The following is an 18,841-nucleotide window of genomic DNA, read 5'->3' on the forward strand; positions in this document are numbered from 1 at the left end:
GGCCTGCACCCTCGCCACATCGGGCCGGTGGCGTTGGCCACCTGCTTGGAACACGGGCCTTCACCATCGCCCGACTGGTCTGCGTTGATGCGACCCGAGGGCCCTGCCCCAGGCCTTCGTGGTGCTGCCCGAAGTGTTCGCGTCGACATCGGGTGTGCCTGGCTCGGGACCGCGCTCTTCACGCTGTTGGTCATTGCCGCGCTGACTGTCGGCGGAGTCGCTGTAGGAGGCGCCCGCTGCCTTTGCGCTATACCGCCGGGGCTGGTCGCGTATGCGCGCCAGCCCGAGTCTGGGCAAGTTCTGGCACGGAGCGCGCGCTAAACCGTACGCTCGCCCGTCGCCGTGGTGCTGGTGTGCAGCGCATGGCAGGCGTGACCGGGCCGATCGGTCGATCGGTACCGCCATGCAGTGGCTCGATCAAGCGCTGGTCTGCGTGAGCGCCTTGCCTGAAAGTGAATCGGCAGGTACCTGCTGCAACCGCGCGTCGACCTCCGCCTCGGCTTTCAACCAGCCTTCGAGTTCGTGCCCGTAGACACAGCCGCGCGCTTCGAGTTGCGCGTAGGCAGCCTGGCGAATCGCCTGTTGACGCGGATCGTCCGGAGCAACCTGCGTCACATCGACGGCTTCTTGCTGTGCAGAACTCGGCTCGGGCCCGGCACGGGTGCACGCGGTTTCGCTGAGTTGTGCTGGCATAGTCGGATCTCCTGGCTGAAAGTAGGCTCGCTGCAGAGGCATCGCGACGCCGCTACCGCAGGCCTGAATATAGGCGCATCCGGGTGGGTACCGTTGCGCTGCGTCAATTCATGTGAGTTGGGTGAACATTTCCTCCAGGCGCTGCCGCGACCAGTCCGGACGGCTGAGACCAGTGCCTCGATCGCGCCGGCCGGTTCTTGACCGGAGCGGCGTTGGGAATCGACCTGCCGTTCAGTATCGCTCGCTCGCTCGCGGAGGGACCTGTGTTCAGTCCGCAGCTGGGGCATCGATTGATGCCTGCCAACGGTGTCGAGATGGAATGCCTGAACATCGCTGGTGCTGGTTCGCATGCTGCGGCATGACCGGGACTGTCACCGGGAGACGTTGCACCATGACGACACTTCGCAGCATTGTGGCGGCGACCGACTTCTCGCCGGCCTCGGACGCTGTCGTACACCGCGCGGCGCAACTGGCGGCGACGCATCGCGTTTCGCTGTGCCTGCTGCTTGCCTTCGACATCGGTGCCTGGCAAATCCTGAAGGGCGTCCTCTGCGGCGTCGGACCACCGCCAAAGGTGATCAACGCGTATGTCGACTCGCATGCAGGCGCCCTCGTCGTGATCGGCTCGCGTGTCGAACCCGCACTTTCGGGCCGAAGCACCACCGCTTTGATGTTTGTACGCAGGCCGCCATGCGCGATCCTGATCGTGCGTGTGGGCGATGACCAGCCTTGCGACGAGATGCTGTCGGTCGTCAACCTGTGCGAAGATTTCATTTGGACCGCGTCCCTTGCCGTCAATCTGTTGCCGGCCACGCACCTTCACCTGCTGTATTCGCTGGACGCGGCATCGGGCAGCGCTGGGTGGGGCGGTCTCTGCGGCGAACCTTTGCGCCTGATGCCGGAATCGCTACATACCCAGGCGGAAGGCGGGTTGCAGCGGTTCGCGCAGCGCCTGTCCACTCGCTGCCGGCGCGGGCGATCCTGGTCGCTGCCGCGAAAATAAGCGCGGATAGTGTGGTCGCGGGCCACCATGGCCTGTGCACAGCCACCGACCAAGACCTCGGCAGCATGACTCCGAAAGTGATCGACGCTGCGCTTAGCGATGTGCTTGTGGTGCGATGAGGTGCGCGCAACCTGCGTTCGCGGCCGGGACCTCGGCTTCATGGGCCTGCGCCAAAGGGGGGGGCGGACTTCCGACAAGCTGCTGGAAGCGGTACAGAGGTTGGTGCACGCCAAGCAGGGGATTTTGTTGCGCTACCTCAACACGCTGACCGCGATGGCCGGGGAAAAACCTCGACGCTCGTCTCCTCTTGCCCATCGACCTGATTTCGTCGGTGATTGACGGTCTGATGTAGGTTCGCAAGTCAGGAGATCCAGGCTGACCCGGAATCCGCAAGAGGGCTGCGCCGCCGCGTGCAGTAGCATTCCCACATGACATCGCGCCGAATCAGGCACATTGACCTCGCGCTGCAGGGCGGCGGCGCCCATGGCGCGTTTACGTGGGGCGTGCTGGATCGCCTGCTCGAGGACGAGCGCATCGAGATCGACGCCATCAGCGGCACCAGCGCCGGGGCGATGAATGCGGTGGTGCTGGCCGACGGGCTGATGACCGGGGGACGCGAGGGCGCGCGCGAGGCTCTGCGGCGCTTCTGGAGCCGGGTCAGCAATGCGTCCGGGCGCGGCCCGATGGTGCCCCAGGCGCTGGGTGCGTTCTTCGGCAACTGGTCGCTCGAGGGCTCACCGCTGGGCATGTACCTGGACTGGGTCGGCCGCTCGCTGTCGCCGCACCAGATGAACCCGCTCGACATCAACCCATTGCGCGACATCCTGGCGGCCGAGGTCGATTTCGAGCGCGTGCGCGGCTGCAGCAAGGTGCGCCTGTTCGTTTCCGCCACCAACGTGCGCACCGGCGCGCTGAAGGAATTCCGGCAGTCCGAGTTGTCGGCCAACGCCGTGATGGCGTCGGCCTGCTTGCCGCTGCTGTTCCGCGCCGTCGAGATCGACGGCGAGGCCTATTGGGACGGCGGCTACCTCGGCAACCCGTCGCTGCTGCCGCTGATTTCAGAGAGCCCGGCCCACGACCTGGTGCTGGTGCAGATCAACCCGTCGCGGCGCGAGGCGCTGCCGACCACTGCCGCGGACATTCTCGACCGTCTGAATGAGATCACCTTCAACAGCAGCCTGGTCAAGGAACTGCGCTCGGTGGCATTGCTGCAGCAACTGTTGCGCCTGGAAGGCGTGCCGCCCGGTGCGGGCCGAGCGTCGCTGTTCACGCAGGTCTCTGCACTTCGCATGCACCGCATCGAGGCCGAGGCCGAACTGGGCGGCCTCGGTACTGCGAGCAAGCTCAATGCGGGGTGGCCGTTCCTGACGCGGCTGCACCGCATCGGCCATCGCGCTGCGCAGGCCTGGCTCGAAACCAACTTCACCCACTTAGGGCGCCGCTCCACCCTGGCGCTGGAACCCTTCCTGACATGACACTTCTCACTTGTTGCACTGTGCCCGCGAGAGTCTCGCCATGCTGAGCATTGCGGGCATCCTGCTGTCGCTGGCGCTGTTGATGTGGCTGGCCTATCGCGGCATCGGCGTGCTCATCCTGGCCCCGTTGATGGCCCTGCTGGCGGTACTGTTCAGCCCCGACGCGCCGCTGCTGGCCAGTTACACGCAGGTCTTCATGAAGGCGCTCGGTAGCTTCATCGCGCTGTTCTTTCCGCTGTTCCTGCTGGGCGCGGTGTTTGGCAAACTGATGGAAGACTCGGGCGCGGCGCGCGTGATCGCCTCGCGCATCGTCGACTGGCTGGGCGCAGGCCGCGCCGTGCTGGCTATCGTGCTCGCCTGCGCGGTGCTCACCTATGGCGGCGTGTCGCTGTTCGTGGTGGCCTTCGCGGTGTACCCGATCGCGGTCGAACTGTTCCGCGCCGTCGACGTGCCCAAACGGCTGATCCCGGCCACCATCGCGTTGGGCGCGTTCACCTTCACCATGACGGCACTGCCCGGCACCCCGGCGATCCAGAACGCGATTCCGATGCCGTACTTCGGCACCACGCCGTTCGCTGCGCCCGGGCTCGGGCTCATTGGCGGCGCGGTGATGGGGGTGCTCGGGGCGCTGTGGCTGCTGCGGCGTGCGCGCCAGGCGGCGGCCGCCGGGGAGGGCTATGGCGCGGACCCCGATGGCCGGGCCCTGCTGGCGCGCAGCGTGCGCCCGCACGCCCAGGGCGAGGGTTACGACGTGGCCGAACTGGGGCCGCAGGGCGGGGCCACGCCACCGGCGCCGCCGCCGAGCTTCGGCGTGGCCATCGCACCCATCGTGGCCGTGGTGGCGCTGAACTGGGTGTTCAGCGCCCACATCCTGCCGGGCCTGGACAGCAGCTACCTGGCCACGGCCCTGTACGGCGCCACGCGCCTGGACGCGGTGCTGGGTACCTGGGCCATCATCGCGGCGCTCGCACTGGCCAACCTGCTGCTGATCGTGCTGGCGCGGCGCAGCCTGCCCACGCTCAAGGCCACGCTGGACGCCGGGGCCAGCGCCTCGGTGCTGCCGATTTTCAACACGGCGTCGCAGGTCGGCTACGGCGCGGTGATCGCCTCGCTGGCCGGTTTTGCGCTGATCCGCGACGCGGTGCTGAGCATCGCGCCCGGCAATCCGCTGGTGTCGCTGTCGGTCGCCGTCAATCTGCTGGCCGGCATCACCGGCTCGGCCTCCGGCGGCATGAGCATCGCGTTGCAGACGCTCGGCAGCACCTACCTCGAGATGGGGCGCGCCGCCGGCATCTCGCCCGAGTTGCTGCACCGTGTGACGTCGATAGCCACCGGCGGCCTCGACTCCCTGCCGCACAACGGCGCCGTCATCACGCTGCTGGCCATCTGCAAGCTGACGCACCGCCAGTCCTATTTCGACATCTTCGTGGTGGCGGTGCTGATCCCGCTGCTGGCGCTGGCCGCGGTCGTCGTGCTGGGCACCAACTTCGGGTCGTTCTGAAGCCGCGGCATGGTCGTCTGTCGGCGGGCTGCGGCTCGCCACTTGCGCAGCCCGCGCTTTCGTTGTCGCACTATCCGTACGGCCCCGCTCGATGATCCTCGCATCGAGATGCAGGCTCGATTGCACCAGAGCAACGAAAGACATGCAGAACACCCGCAAACTCGACCCGCGGACGGTACACGTTGCATGGGCCATGCGCACGGGATCCGGATCGAAGCCCACCCGAGGAGCCCCATGCAACGTTTTGTCCCGAGACCCGGTCCATCGGCCTATGCCTGCGGCCCTGGGGCTGTTGGCCTACGCAATCGAGGCCCAGCCGGGGTGAACTCAAGTTCGGTGCAGACCTGCACCGACAGTCCGAATGTAAGACGGCAAACCCTTCAGACCTTCACGCCGCCGAATCTTGCTCTTCTGGAACGTCCATGTAAGACCTTCCACACGCTCGTTTCTGCGGGTTTTTACATGAGTCCCTGCCTGCCCTCAATCCGGCCCTGTCCATCGGCGCGGCGCTGGGCGTCACGTTTCCGTTCAACCTGCTGATCGGCATTCCGCTGTATCACCGGCTCGCGCAGCAAGCAATACATTGAGCACGTAATGCAACTACCGGAGACAGGCATGATCAAACTGCTGACCGTCGTGTGCGAGGCCGCGCTTGAGACCACGCTTCTGCGCTACCTCGAGTCGCTGGATGCGCGAGGCTACACGGTGACCGACGCGCGCGGCAAGGGCAGTCGGGGCCGGCGTGACGCCACCTGGGGCCCGCACGCCAACATCCGCGTGGAGGTGCTTGGCACTGCCGAGACGGCGCTCGCCATCAGCGCTGCGCGAGCGCACTAAGACAACGAATCGATAATCCGGCTAGTGGCCGACGTCGAGGTGCTGCGGCCCGAGAAGTTCTAAGCGCTCTATTTCATCAAAGTAACCAAAGGAGTCCGGATGCGTATCCTAATGCCCGTCGATAGCAGTGAGTACAGCAAGGCAGCCGTCGCGTTCGTCGCGACGCGCACCACCCTGTTGGAGAACCCCACCGAAGTTGAACTGCTCAACATCCAGTATCCGGTGCCATCACGCGCCGCGCGTGCATTGGGGCGCGAAATGGTGCAGTCATACCACGAATCAGAAGCGGCGAAGGCGCTAAAGACTTCGGCGGCGGCGCTGAAGCGCGCTGGTGCGAACGCTGCTGGACGGTACGTTGTTGGTACCGTGGCGCACGAACTGGCGTCGATCGTTGCCAACGACCGGGCCGATCTGATCGTTATGGGTTCGCACGGCGACACGGGGCTTAAGAAGCTGCTACTCGGCTCGGTGGCAAGCGCTGTGGCCGTCTCATGCACCAAGCCACTGCTCATCCTGCGCGGGGCTCAGATCCCCAAGCGGGATTCGCTGAAAGTCGGCATTGCGCTGGACGGCAGCCCCTACGGCCTAGCCGTCGCGCGCTTCGTGGCCAGGAACCGGGACCTGTTCGGCGCGTCGCCTTCGGTGAGCCTTATTCACGTCGTTCCCGACCTGACGAAGATCGTTGTGCCGGGCTGGATTGAACGCGAGGTGTCGACCGGCATCAAGCCAGAGCAGGTCGAGGCCATGCAGAATGCGGCGTTCGAGAACGTGTTTAAGCCGGCCCATGAGCTTCTTGCCAGAGCCGGCATCACGGCCGCCGAAGTTCGCTTGGTCGGGCAGGTGCCCGGCGATGCGATCGCTATGCATGTCACGAAGAGCAGGCTGGACCTGCTGGCGATGGGGTCGCTCGGCTTCGGAGCAGCCCGGCAAGCCCTCATGGGCTCGGTCGCGACCCGCGTGGCGTCGCGTTGTCGGACCGCGCTGCTGCTGGTGCGGGAGAAGTAGAGACCCGCGCAGCTGCTCGGGTACAGGGCCGTCGGCTGGATACCGTCTTCGCCCGATCCGCACAATTTGGTTCGCTGCGCGTCAGCACGGCGTGCTTGAGCGGTTCGGTCCATCGATGATCGCACTGAAAACGGTGGGCCGCAGCAGCGTCATGTGCCTGCTGCGGTCACAGGCTGCCGGTTCAATACTTTGCTTCTCTTGTTTGGAGCCCCTACATGACTGAATCGAACGTGTCCACGACGTCCACTTGGCACGCCCTGGATGCTCCGACCGTTGTCGCACGAGTCGCAACGACGCGCAGCGCGGCGTGTCAGCGAAAGAGGCACGTGGCCGACTTGCGCAACTTGGCCCCAATTGCCCGCCCTTGACCAGTCTGACGGCCTCCAGCTTGAACTCCGGCGTGTACTTTGCCCTGCGGCGCTTGTCGTCTTGCTTGCTCATCTCTCGTGCTCCATATCTTGACGTCTCCCCCGAACTCCGGATTTTTCAAAACTAGAGGTACGGTTGCTTTCCGGCAAGCCCGAAGGGGCGCAAGGAGAAGCAATGAAGAGGTCGAGATTTTCAGAGGAGCAGATCGCGTATGCGCTGCGACTGGCTGAGTCGGGCACACCGGTTGTCGACGTGTGTCGCCGGCTCGGCCTCGCCGATGCCGGCGCGGCAGCCGTCACCGGAGCGGAGGTCGAGGCCTGCGACGACGCCAGTCTGCGCGAACTGGCCGTACGTGTGACGGCCTTCGCACGCGCCAATCCCGAGCACATGCTGCGCTGGGTGCGCGCGCTGCAAGCCGAGGGGCAGATCGTCGCGATGACCGGCGACGGCGTCAACGAAGCGAGAGCTGGGCGATGCGGTTCTCGACGGAAGAATGGCATAGGAAGGAGTGGGCATTTGACGAACCTGCTCCCGATCACGGTCGATCATCGCTTTGCTCTTAACAATCCCACCTTGGTGAGAGCGCTTTCTAAAACATCAATCTCCAGCGCCAACTGGCCGATCCTGACGTGCATTGGGGCAAGATCGACCGGCGCAACGACGGGGGACAGTCGGTCACCCGCTGCCGCCGATGTATTTCTGCATGGCCTCCGCTTCCGACAGAACCTCCTCCAGACGCAGCTGAAGCAGGTCATGGACGGTCACCATGCCGACCAGCGTACCGTTGGTCAGCACCGGTACGTGGTGCACATGCCTGGTCATCATGAGCGCCATGATGCCCACCGCTCGATCTTGTGGAGCGCAGGTCAAAACTTTTGCGGTCATCAGATCCCGTACGGACTTATTCAACAGGTCGGGGCCGATGCTTTTCAATCCACGTACGATGTCGCGCACGGAAATGATGCCTTCTATGGTTCTGCCGTCGCTGCTCACCACCAGGGCGCCCCCGTCTTCGAGCCCGGGGGACTGCAATGCCGCAGCGATCGTGGTGTCAGGTGTGATGGTCGAAGCGGTGCGCTTCGGCTGCCTGTCGAGAATGCGCTGAACAGTCATGTCGAACTCCTTGTGGTGGATGGGCGGTGCCGGCACAGCCGGCGGGTAGGGTGGCTGTGAAGGTCCAACAGGCTATTTTTGTTCACCTGAGTTGAGTTTGAGTGAGCGGGAATCACCACACCCCCGGAACCCTCAATGAACTCAACCAAATGAACATCTATAAGAATGCCCGACTTACGCTGGCGCGTCGAATCTAAATGGTTCGAGACATCACGATGAGCGCGCCCACGGCGCGTAAGTGTCTGGGCTGCTTCCTGGCCCTGGGCCAAGAAGGCCTGGTTGACGCGTCCTCGTGCCCGTCTCACGTATCTCGCGCCATCGAACCCGCCAAGGGCCTGACCCTGGTAGAGCTGCGCCGCAAGTGGCTCGTCCCATGCGAGAAGACGCGCAACGCGGTGCAGGTCCTGAGCAACGCGCACGCCTACTACGGCAATCTGGGGGGGCGCAGTCAGCGCCTGCTCACCACAACGGAGTAGCCTTCTGTTTACGAGACTCTGCGTTGGCCTTCAAAGAGCGGGGCATTCGCCACCGGTTCACTAAACCCTTCCGACCGCAGACCATCAGCATGGTCGAGTATTTCATTCAGTCGACCCGGCGCGAGTGGACCTATTGCTTCACGTACCAGAACTCCAGCGAGAGAACAGCCGCGTTCGACGACTGGAATCACCTCTACAACTGGCATCAGCTCATCAAGGTATCGGTGGCGTCGCTCCCATGTCCCGGCTCTCTCGCTCAAGAAGACCTCTTGACTCTTCGCAGCTGGCGGGGCCACCGGGCTGAGACGGCAGTCCCCGGCCACGGAGCAATCCGGTCTTGAGCGAGACTACCGATCATCGGGCCGTTCGAGAGCCCGGCACGGCCCCAGCACCGTCATGCTGAAGACCGCGCGCTGCAGGTCTTGCCGGCTACCGAGCAGCAAGGTGGCCCGGCCGGCGGTCGACGTCGTCTCCATGGCGGCGGGTGCCCCGAGCCACGAGGCGCGGCCGGGCAGGGCCGGCGAAGCTGCAGGGGTGGACTGCGCGCTCCTTGGGCTGTCCGCCAGCGGCGCTTCTTGCTCGGCGGTTTCCGGCGGGAGCGGTGCTTGCCGGGGTTCCGCATCGGGCGTCGGCAGCAGACCAAACCGCTTCATCACGTACTGAAAAAGCAGGATGGCGGCAAAGACCAGCCCATAGATCAGTTCTGCAGGTATGTCCATCGCAGTCGCGCTCGTCACTTTCTGGCGCTGGCCGCCGGATCGCCGCCGTTGCCGGCGATCTCGTGGCGCATCACCGTATCGGCCTGCAGGTTCTTCATGCGGTAGTAGTCCATGATGCCCAGGTTGCCCTGTCGAAAGGCTTCGGCCATCGCACGCGGCACCTCGGCTTCGGCCTCCACCACGCGCGCACGCATCTCCTGCTCCAGCGCGACGGCCATGGCCCGGCGCTCTTCGGCCTTGGCCTGCGCGATCTGCTTGTCGGCGTTGGCCTGGTCGATCTGCAGCTTGGCGCCGATGTTCTCGCCCACGGTCACGTCTGCGACGTCGATCGACAGGATTTCGTAGGCCGTGCCCGCGTCCAAGCCCTTGCTCAGCACATGCTTGGAGATGTGATCCGGACTCTCGAGCACGCTCTTGTGGCTGGCCGACGATCCGATGGTGCTGACCATGCCTTCACCGACCCGCGCGATGATTGTCTCTTCGCCGGCGCCGCCCACCAGGCGGTCGATGTTTGTGCGCACCGTGACCAGGCACACCGCGATCAGCTGGATGCCGTCTTTGGCCACAGCCGCGATCTTGGGCGTCTGGATCACCTTGGGCAGGACCGACATTTGCACCGCTTCGAGCACGTTGCGCCCGGCCAGATCGATGGCCGCGGCGCGCTTGAAGGGCAAGGGAATGGCGGCCTTGTCGGCCGAGATCATGGCGTTGACCACCCTGACGACGTTGCCGCCCGCGAGAAAGTGGGCTTCCAGGTCGTTGATGGAGATGTCCAGACCGGCCTTCACCGCGCTGATCCGCGCCGTGACTACAGTGCCGGGTGGAACGCGGCGCAGGCGCATTGCGATGAGCGTAAACATTCCCACGTAGGCGCCGGAAGCCCATGCGGCGATCCACAGTGGTATCGGCACCAGATACAGCAGCAGGGCCAGCCCCGCCGCCACTGCGATGAGCAAGCCGAAACCGCCCATCAAGCCCGTCATGACTTCGTTCATTCGTCAGCCCTGTTTGTTGATGTGCAATACAAACCGCGCGACGAGTCGGCTGTCGTCGCGGCGTGCCACCACGTTGATCGGGTCACCCTCGACGAGGCGTACCACAGACCGAAAAGGCCGAGCAGCGTGATGAAGAGCCCGGGATGCGACAGCTGCGACGCGAGGCTCGCCGTTGTGCCCGCAGCGATGAAAGACAGCGTCACGAACAGTGGCCGGACGGTGTTGCGTTGTGCGCCATCGATGTATAGCGCTCTGCTCGCTGCAGACTGAGCGACGGCCTGCGGGAATGCCTGTTTCGATCTCAAGTATTTTCTCCTTTGAATTGAGTTGGGTAGGTTGCATCGTCGAACGCATGTGGCGGCGGCTGCGTCACCTTGTTATGCGCAGTGCGCCGGCCCATTCGCGACTGGTCCAGATGCTTGACCACCGCACGGCCCGCTCGATCTGTCGCCCGTTCAATCACGTCGTACAGATCGGTACCGATGTCCCTGACGAAGGCGACATGTGCATCGACCAAGTAAACCTGGATCTGGCAAAACTTATCGACGCCACCGCGCGGGCCGTTCTCGTCACCAAGTCGCACGGCAACGCGCTGCACCCGGTCACTGTGGCGGGTCAACACGAACCGCAGGCGGCGATCGGCGTGATCGATCAACGCGGGCGTGGCCGGAAACCCCATACTTTGAACACTGACTCTCATGCGCACCTCTATGGTTGATTGCCGCAGCGACCTGCTTAATCTAGTGGCTGCGGTCACATGTGTAAACTCGAAAGATATGGACTAAAGGTTCGAAAAAATAGGATGGTTGGACCGTGAACTACAAACACCTCCACTACTTCATGCAGGTGGCAAAGTTGGGCAGTGTGACGCGCGCAAGCGAGCAACTGCACCTGACGCCGCAGACCATCAGCGGGCAGATCCAGCTGCTCGAAGAGGCCATGGGCAGCGCGCTGCTTGCAAAGAGCGGGCGCAGCCTAGTGCTCACTGATGCGGGCCGCCTTGTGCTGGGCTATGCCGAAGAGATCTTCTCGATGGGGGCCGAACTCAGCGAGGCGGTGCGCGAGCACAAGGCAAAGGTGCGTCTGCTGGAGTTCAAGGTCGGGGTGGTCGACGCGGTGCCCAAAGCCATTGCGTACCGGCTGCTGGAGCCGGCGACCCAGTTGCCGCAGCGGGTGCGCATCGTGTGCCGTGAAGGCAAACTCGAAGGTCTGCTGGCAGCGCTGGCCATGCACCGGCTCGACCTCGTGATTTCCGACACTCCGATGCCGACATCGATCAGCGTCAAGGCCTTCAATCATCAGCTCGGCGCCTCGGGGGTCAGCTTTTTCGCGGCGCCTGCGTTGGTCGAGACATTCGAAGGACCTTTCCCGCGCTGTCTCGACGGTGCCCGAATGCTCATGCCGGGCGACGACTCGGCGGTTGGGCGGCGACTGCGTGCGTGGTTTCAGGAGCGCTCGTTGCAGCCGCTGGTCGTCGGCGAGTTCGACGACAGCGCGCTGGCCAAAGAGTTCGGTCGCCGCGGCGCGGGAGTTTTCGTTGCTCCCACGGTGCTGGCGAAGGAAATCGAGAGGCAGTTCGGTGTCAAGGACGTGGGCGCTGCAGCCGAAGTCTTGGCCGAGTTCTTCGCTATCTCTGTCGAGCGGCGCGTCACGCATCCTTGTGTCGTCGCGATCACTCAGGCAGCGAGAAACGAGTTGTTCGCGCCGCCCGCCAACGCTAGGCGCACGCGCCGACTGGCATCGCTTTGACATGACGCATGACACGATTCAGGCCTTCGCTCGCCTGAGCGGTGCCGGCCGTCCCGTTGATGGTCTGCAGACTCCCGGGGTGACTTTGCTGCGCCGGTCCTGGTCGTTTGGCTGGGTGACGTTCGAGGTCCTGACAATCAAGCCAGCCACATGGCCGCACCCGCCAGCGTGCCAGCCGCACCGAATGCCGCCAGCAACTTGGCGTCACGCTGGTTGTCGTTCGCATATTCGCGCCAGGCACCCAGCAAGACGACGCCCCCTAGTAGCGCGACCAGGAATGCGAAGTCAGACACGTTCGACGCCCCGTAAGGAGGGCTGCGTCCGCAGCATCTCGAGATGCAGGCCCCATTGCTCAACCGCCTCGACGAGCACGATCGACTCGCCTTCGGCGACATGCCCGTCCGCCTCGACCACCGCGACGCACAGGCGCAGCACCTTGAGGCGCAGTTCCGGATCATCGATTTCGGCCATCAGCTGGGAGAGCGTTCGAGGATCCACTTCGCACGAGTCCGCGCGCCTCAAATGCGCCGCCAAGAGCAGATCCTCGCAGACGGTATGCACGATTATCTGCAACTCCTCGGACTGAATTCCGAGTTGTTCGTTGGCGCCAAGCCTGTCGAGGACGTCAAGCTCCGCCTTGCTCAGGCTGCCGTCGGCCAGCAAGGCCAGCGCGACGATGCGGGCAGCTGCCTGCGGGCTGTTGTTCGGATAGGAACGCATGATCTGTACTCTTTGCAAACAAGTTGACCGGATTGGCCGAAGATGGCATTTTTCCACCCGTCGTGCCGAGGCACTGAAAGGCACTTGCAAGCCTCTGACCGCTTGCGTCATCTTTTTCAGGCCTTCTTTCACCTTGTTCAGCGATCAAAGCCGATCGCACGCTGGCCGGAACGCTCGTGGTCGTGCGTGCGCCGCCAAATGCGCACCAACGCCCGGGCGGCGCGCGCGAGCGCGCCCTCGAGAGCGGAACGCCAATCGCGCGCCATCGATGTGATCACCACGGTGCCGGAGCTGTCGGTTTTCAGTTCCACTTGGCAACGTTTGTCCACGCCACCGCGCGGACCGTTGATGTCCGACAGTTGCACTTTGGCGCGCGGTACGAGCCAGGCGAGGCGGCGCATCACGAAGCGCACGCGACGCACCGCGAGTTCGCGCAACTGCGCACCTTCCGGATCGCGGGACTCAAAGAGCACATGCATGACTGATCTCCATCGGTTGAAACATGGCCCAACGATAGGGTGTCGCGGACTTTCGGAAAATCAGGAAATTGCAGAGCGAAAGGTCCGATAAATCTGACTAAACGCCCAACCTGCACCTGCGGGCCTACGGGCCTGTGGGTAGCTCTCCGACTGCCGCTTTGCAGCCTTGATCACGAGCAGCCGTCAACGATCGGACGGTGCGCCGGTCTGACCTGCACGAACAGCCGGTGTCGGGGCCAGGCGCCTTTGCGCCAGCGGAACGGGGGGCCTGCCATGTTGAAGATCCTGGGTGCAATGCTGCGGGTGGCCATCATTGACCGTGATCGTGGGCACGAGGCCCCTCCGACCATCGCCTGCGCCTGCGCCTGGGTCGCGTCCGGCTGCACCGTTTAGACCGTGGCCGTTCAATCGCGACCATGGTGGGCGATAGCGCGGCGGAGAACAACCCATGCGGGCTGATGACGCCTTGGTCGGAGTTCCCGCGCGGGATTGCTCGCACGCCCGGGTTGGGCGCGTTGGCGATGACGGTCAGGCCGCCGCTGGTCAGCGCGCCTGCGACGAGTGGATACTTGAATCGATCGTTCTTTTCATGCACGAGCGAGCCCATGATGATCACGCTGGCCGTGATGGCCATCGGCAACTTCTAGGCGTTCATCCTGCACGACATGAAGCGCAGCGAGGATGGCTTGGAAACCAACTACATCACGGCCACGCAAAAGATTGACAGTCGACTTCGCGCTCAGCAACTGCGGTAACACGGGCTTGCCCGATGTGGTGATCGGCAAGAATACGGTCTTGTGGCGGACGGCGATGGACAATCGAGGCGTGTTGCCTGACCGCCTCCAGGCTGGCATGACCCGGCCGGGACAAGGCGCGTGTCCACGTCACCGAGCGAGGCATCACGCGAATCACGCCCGCGATGCTGGGACAGACCCTGCGAGTGGTGGGGCGCAGCGGAGCTGAGGGTGAACCCCGGTGGGGGTGGTACCAACCCACCCGTTCGGCCACATTTGCAGAAATCAACCAGGAGTTGAGTCATGAAGATCCTTGTACCTGTCGATGGCTCCGAACGGGCGTTGGACGCCGTGCGCCATGCCTTGCGACTGAAGCGTGAAGGCCTGAATGCGACCTTCGTGCTGGCCACCGTTCAGGAGCCGACCTATCTGTACGAATTGATGCTCGCTCCCGACGCCGACGTGCTGGAACGGGTCAGCGGCGCGGTGGGCTCGCGTGCGCTGGAGGGCGCCGAAGCGCTCTTCAACGCGGCTGGCGTGAGCTTCGAGCGCGAGATCGGATCAGGCGACCCGGCGCAGACGCTGGTCGAGCTGGCCGAGCGCCTTGCTTGTGACGCCATCATTCTGGGTTCCAGAGGCCTGGGCACCCTGCGCGGTGCGTTGTTTGGCTCGGTGTCGCAGGCGGTTCTTCACGCCGCCAAGGTTCCTGTGACGATCATCAGGCACACCGAATCGGATGCCGCTGATTGATGGGGTGCTGCCACGAGTGGAACATGACATGAAGAAGAATCATCCACCCTTCCACCAGATCGAACTGCGCGTCGTCGAACTGCCCGAGTTGTTCAACTCGATGGATCCGACGCCGTTTCATCACCGCGACCTCGACACCGATGCGGAGAAGTTCCTGGAAAGCTGGGCGCTGGAGTTCCCGCAGGCCAGCCACTTTCGCATCATCGTCCACATCGAAAAGATGCCACCAGAGGATCCTGCTCCACTGGTTGCCGAGGCGATCCACAATCACTTCGAATACAAGTCGGTGCTGGCCAAACGGACATTGCGCCGGCTTCTGCTGGAGGGGCGCACCAGCCTGCTGATCGGCATCGGCTTCTTGGCGCTTTGCCTGATTGCCGCCGATCTCCTGTCCAGCTTTGCCAGCAACACCTTCCTCAAGTTGCTGAAGGAGAGCTTGCTCATCGGCGGCTGGGTCGCCATGTGGAGCCCGCTCCAGATTTTCCTTTACGGGTGGTGGCCCATCGCTCGAAAGGTCAGGATCTACCGCAACCTGGCAGGCGCAAGCGTCCACGTCACACCGGTGAAGTCGTAGCCCGTCCATCCTGCTCAAGCCCACAATCCCAGCGGAGGGTCGGCAATGACGACCCTCATGATCTCTGCTGGTGCGGTACGAAAAGTTGGACCGCAGTTTCATGGCACCGCACCACCTCGCTGCCGACATCATCGCGTTCCGAAAAGTGCAGCTATCCATAAACATTACTTATGGACAAGTTCTAAGTTCCAAAAAGAGACTGTCTAGATCGGCCGGCGCCTCGTCAAGCGTGATGCTGGGCACTAAAGTGATGCCGGTGTGGCCGCGCACCGGGTCTGGTGGGACTTTTTATGCTTGCTCGTCCTGCTTCTTCACGCCAAACGGATAGGCGCCGCCTGGCGTGCCTCTGGGCGGGATCTTGAGAGACAGGATGAACCGCCCCGGGGCGGTTCATTTGGCATCCGCTAATTTTTCCGCCAGGGCCTGTGGGCAGTCCAATGATGCCAAATGGACGATGACGTCCATACGTACGCAAGCCACGGCTGAAATGGCCCAAAACCAACATCACATTGGATAATCCACTATTACCCAGTGTGATATTTACTAAGATCTATGATTTATTGACCTCTTAAATAGTATGTAATATCATGGTACATACTACAGTACGAAATAACGAGGTGAACCATGGCCCGAGCCGGAATCTACAAGTCTGAAGTGCTGCGTGCCCGCGATAAATTGCTGGCCGCAGGGCGCAATCCGTCCATCGATGCGGTGCGCGAAGAGCTGGGCAGCGGCTCCAAAACCACGATCCATCGCTACCTGAAGGAGATCGAGGAAGAGGAAGGGCCAGCCACCGGCAGCCGCGTAGCCGTCAGCGAGGCAATCCAGGACCTGGTGGGTCGCCTAGCCGCCCGCGTCAATGAAGAAGCGGAAGAGCGGGTCACCACGGCGCAGGCCAAGCACGCCGAGCAGCTGAGCCAACAGCAGCAAGCCGTCGCGGCCCTGAAATCCGAGGCGCTGGCCACGCGCCAGCAGCTGGAGCAAACCCAGCGGGCCCTGGCCGACGAAAAAAACGCTCACGGCAAAACCAGCGAAGCTCTGAGCCGCAAGACCCTGGAAAACACTCAGCTCGTCCAGCAGGTGGCCGACCTGCAGGAGCGCCTCGCGGCCGAAGAGCGCCATCGCCAATCCCTGGAAGAAAAGCACAAGCACGCGCGCCAGGCGCTGGAGCATTTCCGGGAATCCACAAAGGAGCAGCGCGACCAGGACCAGCGCAAGCACGAACAGCAGGTGCAGTACCTGCAGGCCGAGTTGCGCACCGTGAACGAGACCTTGGCCACCAAGCAGCAGGAAGCCGTCCATACCCTTCAGGAAAACGCACGCCTCCTGGGCGATTTGTCGCGCGCCCAGGGCGATCTGCACCAGGCTCAGGAAGAGGTGCGAGGCCTGCGGCCGCTCAAGGATGAACTGGGGTTTGCGCAAAGGCGCTCCGAGGAATTGGGCCGGCGCCTGGTTGAGCAGGACGCGGCCGTCCAGCAGCTCAGCACTTCCAAAGAGCAGTTGCAGGCCAAGGTCGACGAGCTGCTTTCCGCCAAACAACAGCTGGAACTGGCGCTGGCGACGGCCAGGTCATCCGTCACGGCCCAGGAGCAGGTCGTGGCCAGCATGCTTGAGCGCTTCAGTACGCCGGCGACTGGCCCTAATTTGGTTGCGAACCCGGTTGAAGAGGCCGGTCGTCCAGGGAAGAGAGAGTCGAAAAAGTCAACGGGGACAGGCACTTAAGCCTGTTTCTGCTGGGTTTTACATGAATCCCTGCCGACCCTCTGGTACTTCCTGCGCGAGATGGACTTCGAGAACATCGCGGAAAACGCCGCCATCAACCAGCGCATTGCCGAGGCCGCCGCGGCCATGACGGATACCACCGTCACCCGGACCATCGTGGGCGCAGCCGCGCCGCGCTATTTCAACAAGCCGGTGGCCGAAGCGATGCAGCGCAACATCGAGCAGGTGGGCCTGCCCGAATGGACGGCCGACGAGCAGACCTTTGCCAAAGCCGTGCAGAACCTGGTGAGCAGCAAGCCCGACGGGCTGAACCTTCAGCATGCGGCCCTGTCGGCGCCTGCGTCGCCTCCCCGCAGCGGCGGCTCCGACGACATTGGCGATGTCTCCTGGGTGGTACCCACCGTCACGCTGTACTACCCGTCCAACATCCCGAACATTCCGAGCCACCACTGGGCCAGCGCAATCGCCATGGCCACACCGATCGCGCATAAGGGGATCGTCGCCGGCGCCAAAGTGACGGCCATGACCGCGGTGGACCTGCTGACCCGACCGGGGCTGGTGCAGCAGGCCGATCGCTACTTCAAGGACGTGCAGCTCAAGGCACAGCAGTACGTGCCCTTGATCGGCAAGGACGACAAGCCCCAGGTGCGCATGAACCGCGAGACGATGGAACGGTTTCGCCCGGAGATGCGCAAGTACTACTACGACGCGAAGAAATACGACACCTACCTGGAGCAACTGGGGGTGAAGTTTCCGGGGCTGGTGAAGCCCGCGCCGCCGAAAGAGTAGGCGTTGCGGGCCGATCCATCTGGCGCCATCAGGATGCCCTGGCCTGTCTCCATTCACGCGGACTCATGCCGAAGTTCAGCTGAAACCAGCGCGTGAACGACGCCTGGCGGGAGTACCCCGTCAGCGATGCAACCTGACCGATCGAGTACCGGTGGTTGTTCATGTACCGCAGCACCAGATTTTTTCTGACGTTGTCCAGCAGCGCTGAAAAACTGGTGCCATTCTGGTCCAGCTGGCGCTGCAGGGTGCGGGTGCTCAGGTGCATCTGCTCGGCCACGCGCTCGATGCTCGCCTGCTCAATCGGCATCAGCAGATAAATGATTCTTCGCACTTCCTGCAGCAGCGCGTTGTCGCCAAACGCGCGTAGCGGCATGGCGACGCTTTCTGCGTAGCGCACCAGTTCAGGATCGGCAGCGGGGTTCGGTACGTTCAGGTCGCTGCTGCGCATCACCAGGCCGTTGAACTCGCTTCCATAGTTCAGCCGACAACCAAAGAACTTCTTGTGCAGCGACAGGGTCTGGGGCGCGGCGTGCATGAAGTGCAGCTCGCGCGGACACCAGGCGTCCCCCAGCACAGACCGGCTCAGCCGGACCAGATTGCCCGCGACCAATTCGCACGATTGCCGTTGCGGAATATGGGCGTCAACGAGCAGTTCAAACCGCAGGATGGTCAACTCGCCCGCTGGCTCCAGCGAGAGCGCCAAAGCGTCGTTGAGCAGCTGGCGGTACTGGATCGCGCTGAGCCACATCTCGCGCAAGCACTGCTTGTGTCGCATGAGCACACCCAGCACGCCGAAGTCGAACATGTGTCGGCTCTGCGCCATCTGCACGCCGAAGGCCGCGCAGGCCGACGCCGTGGATGCCAGCTCCAGCAGGCGGCACAAGGTTTCCGCGGAGATGTGGCGCTCGGCGTCGACCAGCGATCCGGCATCCAGCCCGACCTGTTCCAGCAAGGCGTGGGAGTTCAGGCCATGCCTGTTGCAGACGTCCAGAAACCCGTTCAGGGTCACCGTTCTGACCAGCGTGTCCATGGTGGCGCGAAATGCAAAGAAGTTGGCGTGAAAAGAGAAGTATGTTACTGCGCTTCCTCTACATTCCTCCTTCTCGGCACCTGGCCCTTCGCGCCGCATGTCGCCACT

Annotated in this window: 25 protein-coding genes and 3 pseudogenes; 16 read left to right on the forward strand and 12 right to left on the reverse strand. The window is 63.5% G+C overall.

The window, feature by feature from the left end:
* Positions 1 to 417: 417 nt before the first annotated feature.
* The gene (locus FFS09_RS08865) at positions 418 to 693 is read right to left on the reverse strand and encodes a DUF2934 domain-containing protein (protein WP_137918497.1); all 276 of its coding nucleotides are present in this window, start codon (positions 691 to 693) and stop codon (positions 418 to 420) included.
* Between the two features lie 391 nt (positions 694 to 1,084).
* Here FFS09_RS08865 and FFS09_RS31070 point away from each other — a divergent pair, with 391 nt between their 5' ends.
* From FFS09_RS31070 to FFS09_RS31075, 9 genes and pseudogenes are all read left to right on the forward strand, one after another.
* A complete protein-coding gene (locus FFS09_RS31070; protein ID WP_252374296.1) occupies positions 1,085 to 1,696 on the forward strand; it encodes a universal stress protein in 612 nt (203 codons plus the stop codon).
* Positions 1,675 to 1,815 (forward strand): hypothetical protein, encoded by a 141-nt coding sequence (locus tag FFS09_RS31540; RefSeq protein ID WP_354595875.1) that lies wholly within the window; start codon positions 1,675 to 1,677, stop codon positions 1,813 to 1,815. Before FFS09_RS31070 ends, FFS09_RS31540 begins: the two co-directional genes overlap by 22 nt.
* A gap of 40 nt (positions 1,816 to 1,855) precedes the next feature.
* Positions 1,856 to 2,035: a hypothetical protein gene (locus FFS09_RS08875; RefSeq protein ID WP_137918499.1), complete on the forward strand. Its 180-nt coding sequence runs from the start codon at positions 1,856 to 1,858 to the stop codon at positions 2,033 to 2,035.
* 89 nt (positions 2,036 to 2,124) lie between these two features.
* Entirely contained in the window at positions 2,125 to 3,171 is a 1,047-nt protein-coding gene (locus FFS09_RS08880) for a patatin-like phospholipase family protein (protein ID WP_137918500.1), read from the forward strand.
* A gap of 40 nt (positions 3,172 to 3,211) precedes the next feature.
* The gene (locus FFS09_RS08885; RefSeq protein WP_137918501.1) at positions 3,212 to 4,672 is read left to right on the forward strand and encodes a GntP family permease; all 1,461 of its coding nucleotides are present in this window, start codon (positions 3,212 to 3,214) and stop codon (positions 4,670 to 4,672) included.
* 470 nt (positions 4,673 to 5,142) lie between these two features.
* Positions 5,143 to 5,259: a sodium-dependent bicarbonate transport family permease gene (locus FFS09_RS08890; protein WP_137918564.1), complete on the forward strand. Its 117-nt coding sequence runs from the start codon at positions 5,143 to 5,145 to the stop codon at positions 5,257 to 5,259.
* Between the two features lie 28 nt (positions 5,260 to 5,287).
* Positions 5,288 to 5,509, forward strand: a complete 222-nt coding sequence (locus FFS09_RS08895; protein ID WP_212745081.1) for a P-II family nitrogen regulator — start codon at positions 5,288 to 5,290, stop codon at positions 5,507 to 5,509.
* 99 nt (positions 5,510 to 5,608) lie between these two features.
* Positions 5,609 to 6,514, forward strand: a complete 906-nt coding sequence (locus FFS09_RS08900) for a universal stress protein (protein ID WP_137918502.1) — start codon at positions 5,609 to 5,611, stop codon at positions 6,512 to 6,514.
* Positions 6,515 to 7,057: 543 nt separating this feature from the next.
* Positions 7,058 to 7,162, forward strand: a pseudogene (locus FFS09_RS31075) (transposase); the annotation flags it as partial.
* A 396-nt stretch (positions 7,163 to 7,558) separates the two neighbouring features.
* Here the strand turns inward: FFS09_RS31075 and FFS09_RS08915 are convergent.
* A complete protein-coding gene (locus FFS09_RS08915; RefSeq protein ID WP_137918504.1) occupies positions 7,559 to 7,996 on the reverse strand; it encodes a CBS domain-containing protein in 438 nt (145 codons plus the stop codon).
* A gap of 197 nt (positions 7,997 to 8,193) precedes the next feature.
* Between FFS09_RS08915 and FFS09_RS08920 the strand changes: the two are divergent.
* Positions 8,194 to 8,813: pseudogene (locus FFS09_RS08920) on the forward strand (integrase core domain-containing protein).
* A gap of 6 nt (positions 8,814 to 8,819) precedes the next feature.
* On the opposite strand, the gene FFS09_RS08925 reads toward FFS09_RS08920, so the two are convergent.
* Genes FFS09_RS08925 through FFS09_RS08940 form a run of 4 tightly spaced genes read right to left on the reverse strand, consistent with a single transcriptional unit; the run spans position 8,820 to position 10,886 of the window.
* Positions 8,820 to 9,191: a hypothetical protein gene (locus FFS09_RS08925; protein WP_137918505.1), complete on the reverse strand. Its 372-nt coding sequence runs from the start codon at positions 9,189 to 9,191 to the stop codon at positions 8,820 to 8,822.
* 14 nt (positions 9,192 to 9,205) lie between these two features.
* Entirely contained in the window at positions 9,206 to 10,186 is a 981-nt protein-coding gene (gene floA, locus FFS09_RS08930; RefSeq protein ID WP_289509295.1) for a flotillin-like protein FloA, read from the reverse strand.
* On the reverse strand, positions 10,183 to 10,491 hold the full coding sequence (locus FFS09_RS08935; protein ID WP_137918506.1) for a Bax inhibitor 1 family protein: 309 nt from the start codon (positions 10,489 to 10,491) through the stop codon (positions 10,183 to 10,185). The genes floA and FFS09_RS08935 overlap by 4 nt, the downstream gene beginning before the upstream one ends.
* The gene (locus FFS09_RS08940) at positions 10,488 to 10,886 is read right to left on the reverse strand and encodes an HPF/RaiA family ribosome-associated protein (protein ID WP_137918507.1); all 399 of its coding nucleotides are present in this window, start codon (positions 10,884 to 10,886) and stop codon (positions 10,488 to 10,490) included. The genes FFS09_RS08935 and FFS09_RS08940 overlap by 4 nt, the downstream gene beginning before the upstream one ends.
* Positions 10,887 to 10,999: 113 nt before the next feature.
* Between FFS09_RS08940 and nhaR the strand changes: the two genes are divergently transcribed.
* Positions 11,000 to 11,935 (forward strand): transcriptional activator NhaR, encoded by a 936-nt coding sequence (nhaR, locus tag FFS09_RS08945; protein WP_137918508.1) that lies wholly within the window; start codon positions 11,000 to 11,002, stop codon positions 11,933 to 11,935.
* A 137-nt stretch (positions 11,936 to 12,072) separates the two neighbouring features.
* Here the strand turns inward: nhaR and FFS09_RS30580 are convergent, their stop codons facing one another.
* The 5 genes from FFS09_RS30580 to FFS09_RS30585 all read right to left on the reverse strand — a co-directional run bounded on the left by FFS09_RS30580 (position 12,073) and on the right by FFS09_RS30585 (position 13,952).
* Positions 12,073 to 12,228, reverse strand: a complete 156-nt coding sequence (locus tag FFS09_RS30580; protein ID WP_171019937.1) for a hypothetical protein — start codon at positions 12,226 to 12,228, stop codon at positions 12,073 to 12,075.
* On the reverse strand, positions 12,221 to 12,655 hold the full coding sequence (locus tag FFS09_RS08950) for a TerB family tellurite resistance protein (protein ID WP_137918509.1): 435 nt from the start codon (positions 12,653 to 12,655) through the stop codon (positions 12,221 to 12,223). Before FFS09_RS08950 ends, FFS09_RS30580 begins: the two co-directional genes overlap by 8 nt.
* Positions 12,656 to 12,792: 137 nt before the next feature.
* Complete coding sequence (locus tag FFS09_RS08955; RefSeq protein WP_137918510.1) at positions 12,793 to 13,134, reverse strand: HPF/RaiA family ribosome-associated protein; 342 nt, start codon at positions 13,132 to 13,134, stop codon at positions 12,793 to 12,795.
* 310 nt (positions 13,135 to 13,444) lie between these two features.
* Positions 13,445 to 13,768, reverse strand: coding sequence for a putative Na+/H+ antiporter (locus tag FFS09_RS31545; RefSeq protein WP_137918511.1), 324 nt, complete (start codon positions 13,766 to 13,768; stop codon positions 13,445 to 13,447).
* Positions 13,722 to 13,952: a hypothetical protein gene (locus tag FFS09_RS30585; RefSeq protein WP_171019938.1), complete on the reverse strand. Its 231-nt coding sequence runs from the start codon at positions 13,950 to 13,952 to the stop codon at positions 13,722 to 13,724. The genes FFS09_RS31545 and FFS09_RS30585 overlap by 47 nt, the downstream gene beginning before the upstream one ends.
* Positions 13,953 to 14,171: 219 nt before the next feature.
* Between FFS09_RS30585 and FFS09_RS08965 the strand changes: the two genes are divergently transcribed.
* From FFS09_RS08965 to FFS09_RS08985, 5 genes and pseudogenes are all read left to right on the forward strand, one after another.
* Positions 14,172 to 14,618, forward strand: coding sequence for a universal stress protein (locus tag FFS09_RS08965; RefSeq protein WP_137918512.1), 447 nt, complete (start codon positions 14,172 to 14,174; stop codon positions 14,616 to 14,618).
* 28 nt (positions 14,619 to 14,646) lie between these two features.
* Positions 14,647 to 15,192 (forward strand): hypothetical protein, encoded by a 546-nt coding sequence (locus FFS09_RS08970; protein WP_137918513.1) that lies wholly within the window; start codon positions 14,647 to 14,649, stop codon positions 15,190 to 15,192.
* A gap of 64 nt (positions 15,193 to 15,256) precedes the next feature.
* Positions 15,257 to 15,367, forward strand: a pseudogene (locus tag FFS09_RS08975) (IS5/IS1182 family transposase); the annotation flags it as partial.
* Positions 15,368 to 15,816: 449 nt separating this feature from the next.
* Positions 15,817 to 16,914 carry a DNA-binding protein gene (locus FFS09_RS08980; RefSeq protein ID WP_024815569.1) on the forward strand — a complete coding sequence of 366 codons (1,098 nt, stop codon included), beginning with the start codon at positions 15,817 to 15,819 and terminating at the stop codon, positions 16,912 to 16,914.
* Positions 16,915 to 16,974: 60 nt separating this feature from the next.
* Entirely contained in the window at positions 16,975 to 17,703 is a 729-nt protein-coding gene (locus tag FFS09_RS08985; RefSeq protein ID WP_137918514.1) for a zinc-binding metallopeptidase family protein, read from the forward strand.
* A 28-nt stretch (positions 17,704 to 17,731) separates the two neighbouring features.
* Here the strand turns inward: FFS09_RS08985 and FFS09_RS08990 are convergent, their stop codons facing one another.
* Entirely contained in the window at positions 17,732 to 18,832 is a 1,101-nt protein-coding gene (locus FFS09_RS08990) for an AraC family transcriptional regulator (protein WP_252374297.1), read from the reverse strand.
* Positions 18,833 to 18,841 lie beyond the last annotated feature (9 nt).

This window comes from Hydrogenophaga sp. 2FB, assembly GCF_005503365.1.
Taxonomy (GTDB): domain Bacteria; phylum Pseudomonadota; class Gammaproteobacteria; order Burkholderiales; family Burkholderiaceae_C; genus Hydrogenophaga.

What these genes read in the sequence shown, in the direction of transcription:
- FFS09_RS08865 (WP_137918497.1), bottom strand. Translation starts at nt 693, where the DNA reads ATGCCAGCACAACTCAGCGAAACCGCGTGCACCCGTGCCGGGCCCGAG.
- FFS09_RS31070 (WP_252374296.1), top strand. Translation starts at nt 1,085, where the DNA reads ATGACGACACTTCGCAGCATTGTGGCGGCGACCGACTTCTCGCCGGCC.
- FFS09_RS08875 (WP_137918499.1), top strand. Translation starts at nt 1,856, where the DNA reads ATGGGCCTGCGCCAAAGGGGGGGGCGGACTTCCGACAAGCTGCTGGAA.
- FFS09_RS08880 (WP_137918500.1), top strand. Translation starts at nt 2,125, where the DNA reads ATGACATCGCGCCGAATCAGGCACATTGACCTCGCGCTGCAGGGCGGC.
- FFS09_RS08885 (WP_137918501.1), top strand. Translation starts at nt 3,212, where the DNA reads ATGCTGAGCATTGCGGGCATCCTGCTGTCGCTGGCGCTGTTGATGTGG.
- FFS09_RS08895 (WP_212745081.1), top strand. Translation starts at nt 5,288, where the DNA reads ATGATCAAACTGCTGACCGTCGTGTGCGAGGCCGCGCTTGAGACCACG.
- FFS09_RS08900 (WP_137918502.1), top strand. Translation starts at nt 5,609, where the DNA reads ATGCGTATCCTAATGCCCGTCGATAGCAGTGAGTACAGCAAGGCAGCC.
- FFS09_RS08915 (WP_137918504.1), bottom strand. Translation starts at nt 7,996, where the DNA reads ATGACTGTTCAGCGCATTCTCGACAGGCAGCCGAAGCGCACCGCTTCG.
- FFS09_RS08925 (WP_137918505.1), bottom strand. Translation starts at nt 9,191, where the DNA reads ATGGACATACCTGCAGAACTGATCTATGGGCTGGTCTTTGCCGCCATC.
- floA (WP_289509295.1), bottom strand. Translation starts at nt 10,186, where the DNA reads ATGAACGAAGTCATGACGGGCTTGATGGGCGGTTTCGGCTTGCTCATC.
- FFS09_RS08940 (WP_137918507.1), bottom strand. Translation starts at nt 10,886, where the DNA reads ATGAGAGTCAGTGTTCAAAGTATGGGGTTTCCGGCCACGCCCGCGTTG.
- FFS09_RS08950 (WP_137918509.1), bottom strand. Translation starts at nt 12,655, where the DNA reads ATGCGTTCCTATCCGAACAACAGCCCGCAGGCAGCTGCCCGCATCGTC.
- FFS09_RS08955 (WP_137918510.1), bottom strand. Translation starts at nt 13,134, where the DNA reads ATGCATGTGCTCTTTGAGTCCCGCGATCCGGAAGGTGCGCAGTTGCGC.
- FFS09_RS31545 (WP_137918511.1), bottom strand. Translation starts at nt 13,768, where the DNA reads ATGGCCATCACGGCCAGCGTGATCATCATGGGCTCGCTCGTGCATGAA.
- FFS09_RS08965 (WP_137918512.1), top strand. Translation starts at nt 14,172, where the DNA reads ATGAAGATCCTTGTACCTGTCGATGGCTCCGAACGGGCGTTGGACGCC.
- FFS09_RS08970 (WP_137918513.1), top strand. Translation starts at nt 14,647, where the DNA reads ATGAAGAAGAATCATCCACCCTTCCACCAGATCGAACTGCGCGTCGTC.
- FFS09_RS08980 (WP_024815569.1), top strand. Translation starts at nt 15,817, where the DNA reads ATGGCCCGAGCCGGAATCTACAAGTCTGAAGTGCTGCGTGCCCGCGAT.
- FFS09_RS08985 (WP_137918514.1), top strand. Translation starts at nt 16,975, where the DNA reads ATGGACTTCGAGAACATCGCGGAAAACGCCGCCATCAACCAGCGCATT.
- FFS09_RS08990 (WP_252374297.1), bottom strand. Translation starts at nt 18,832, where the DNA reads ATGCGGCGCGAAGGGCCAGGTGCCGAGAAGGAGGAATGTAGAGGAAGC.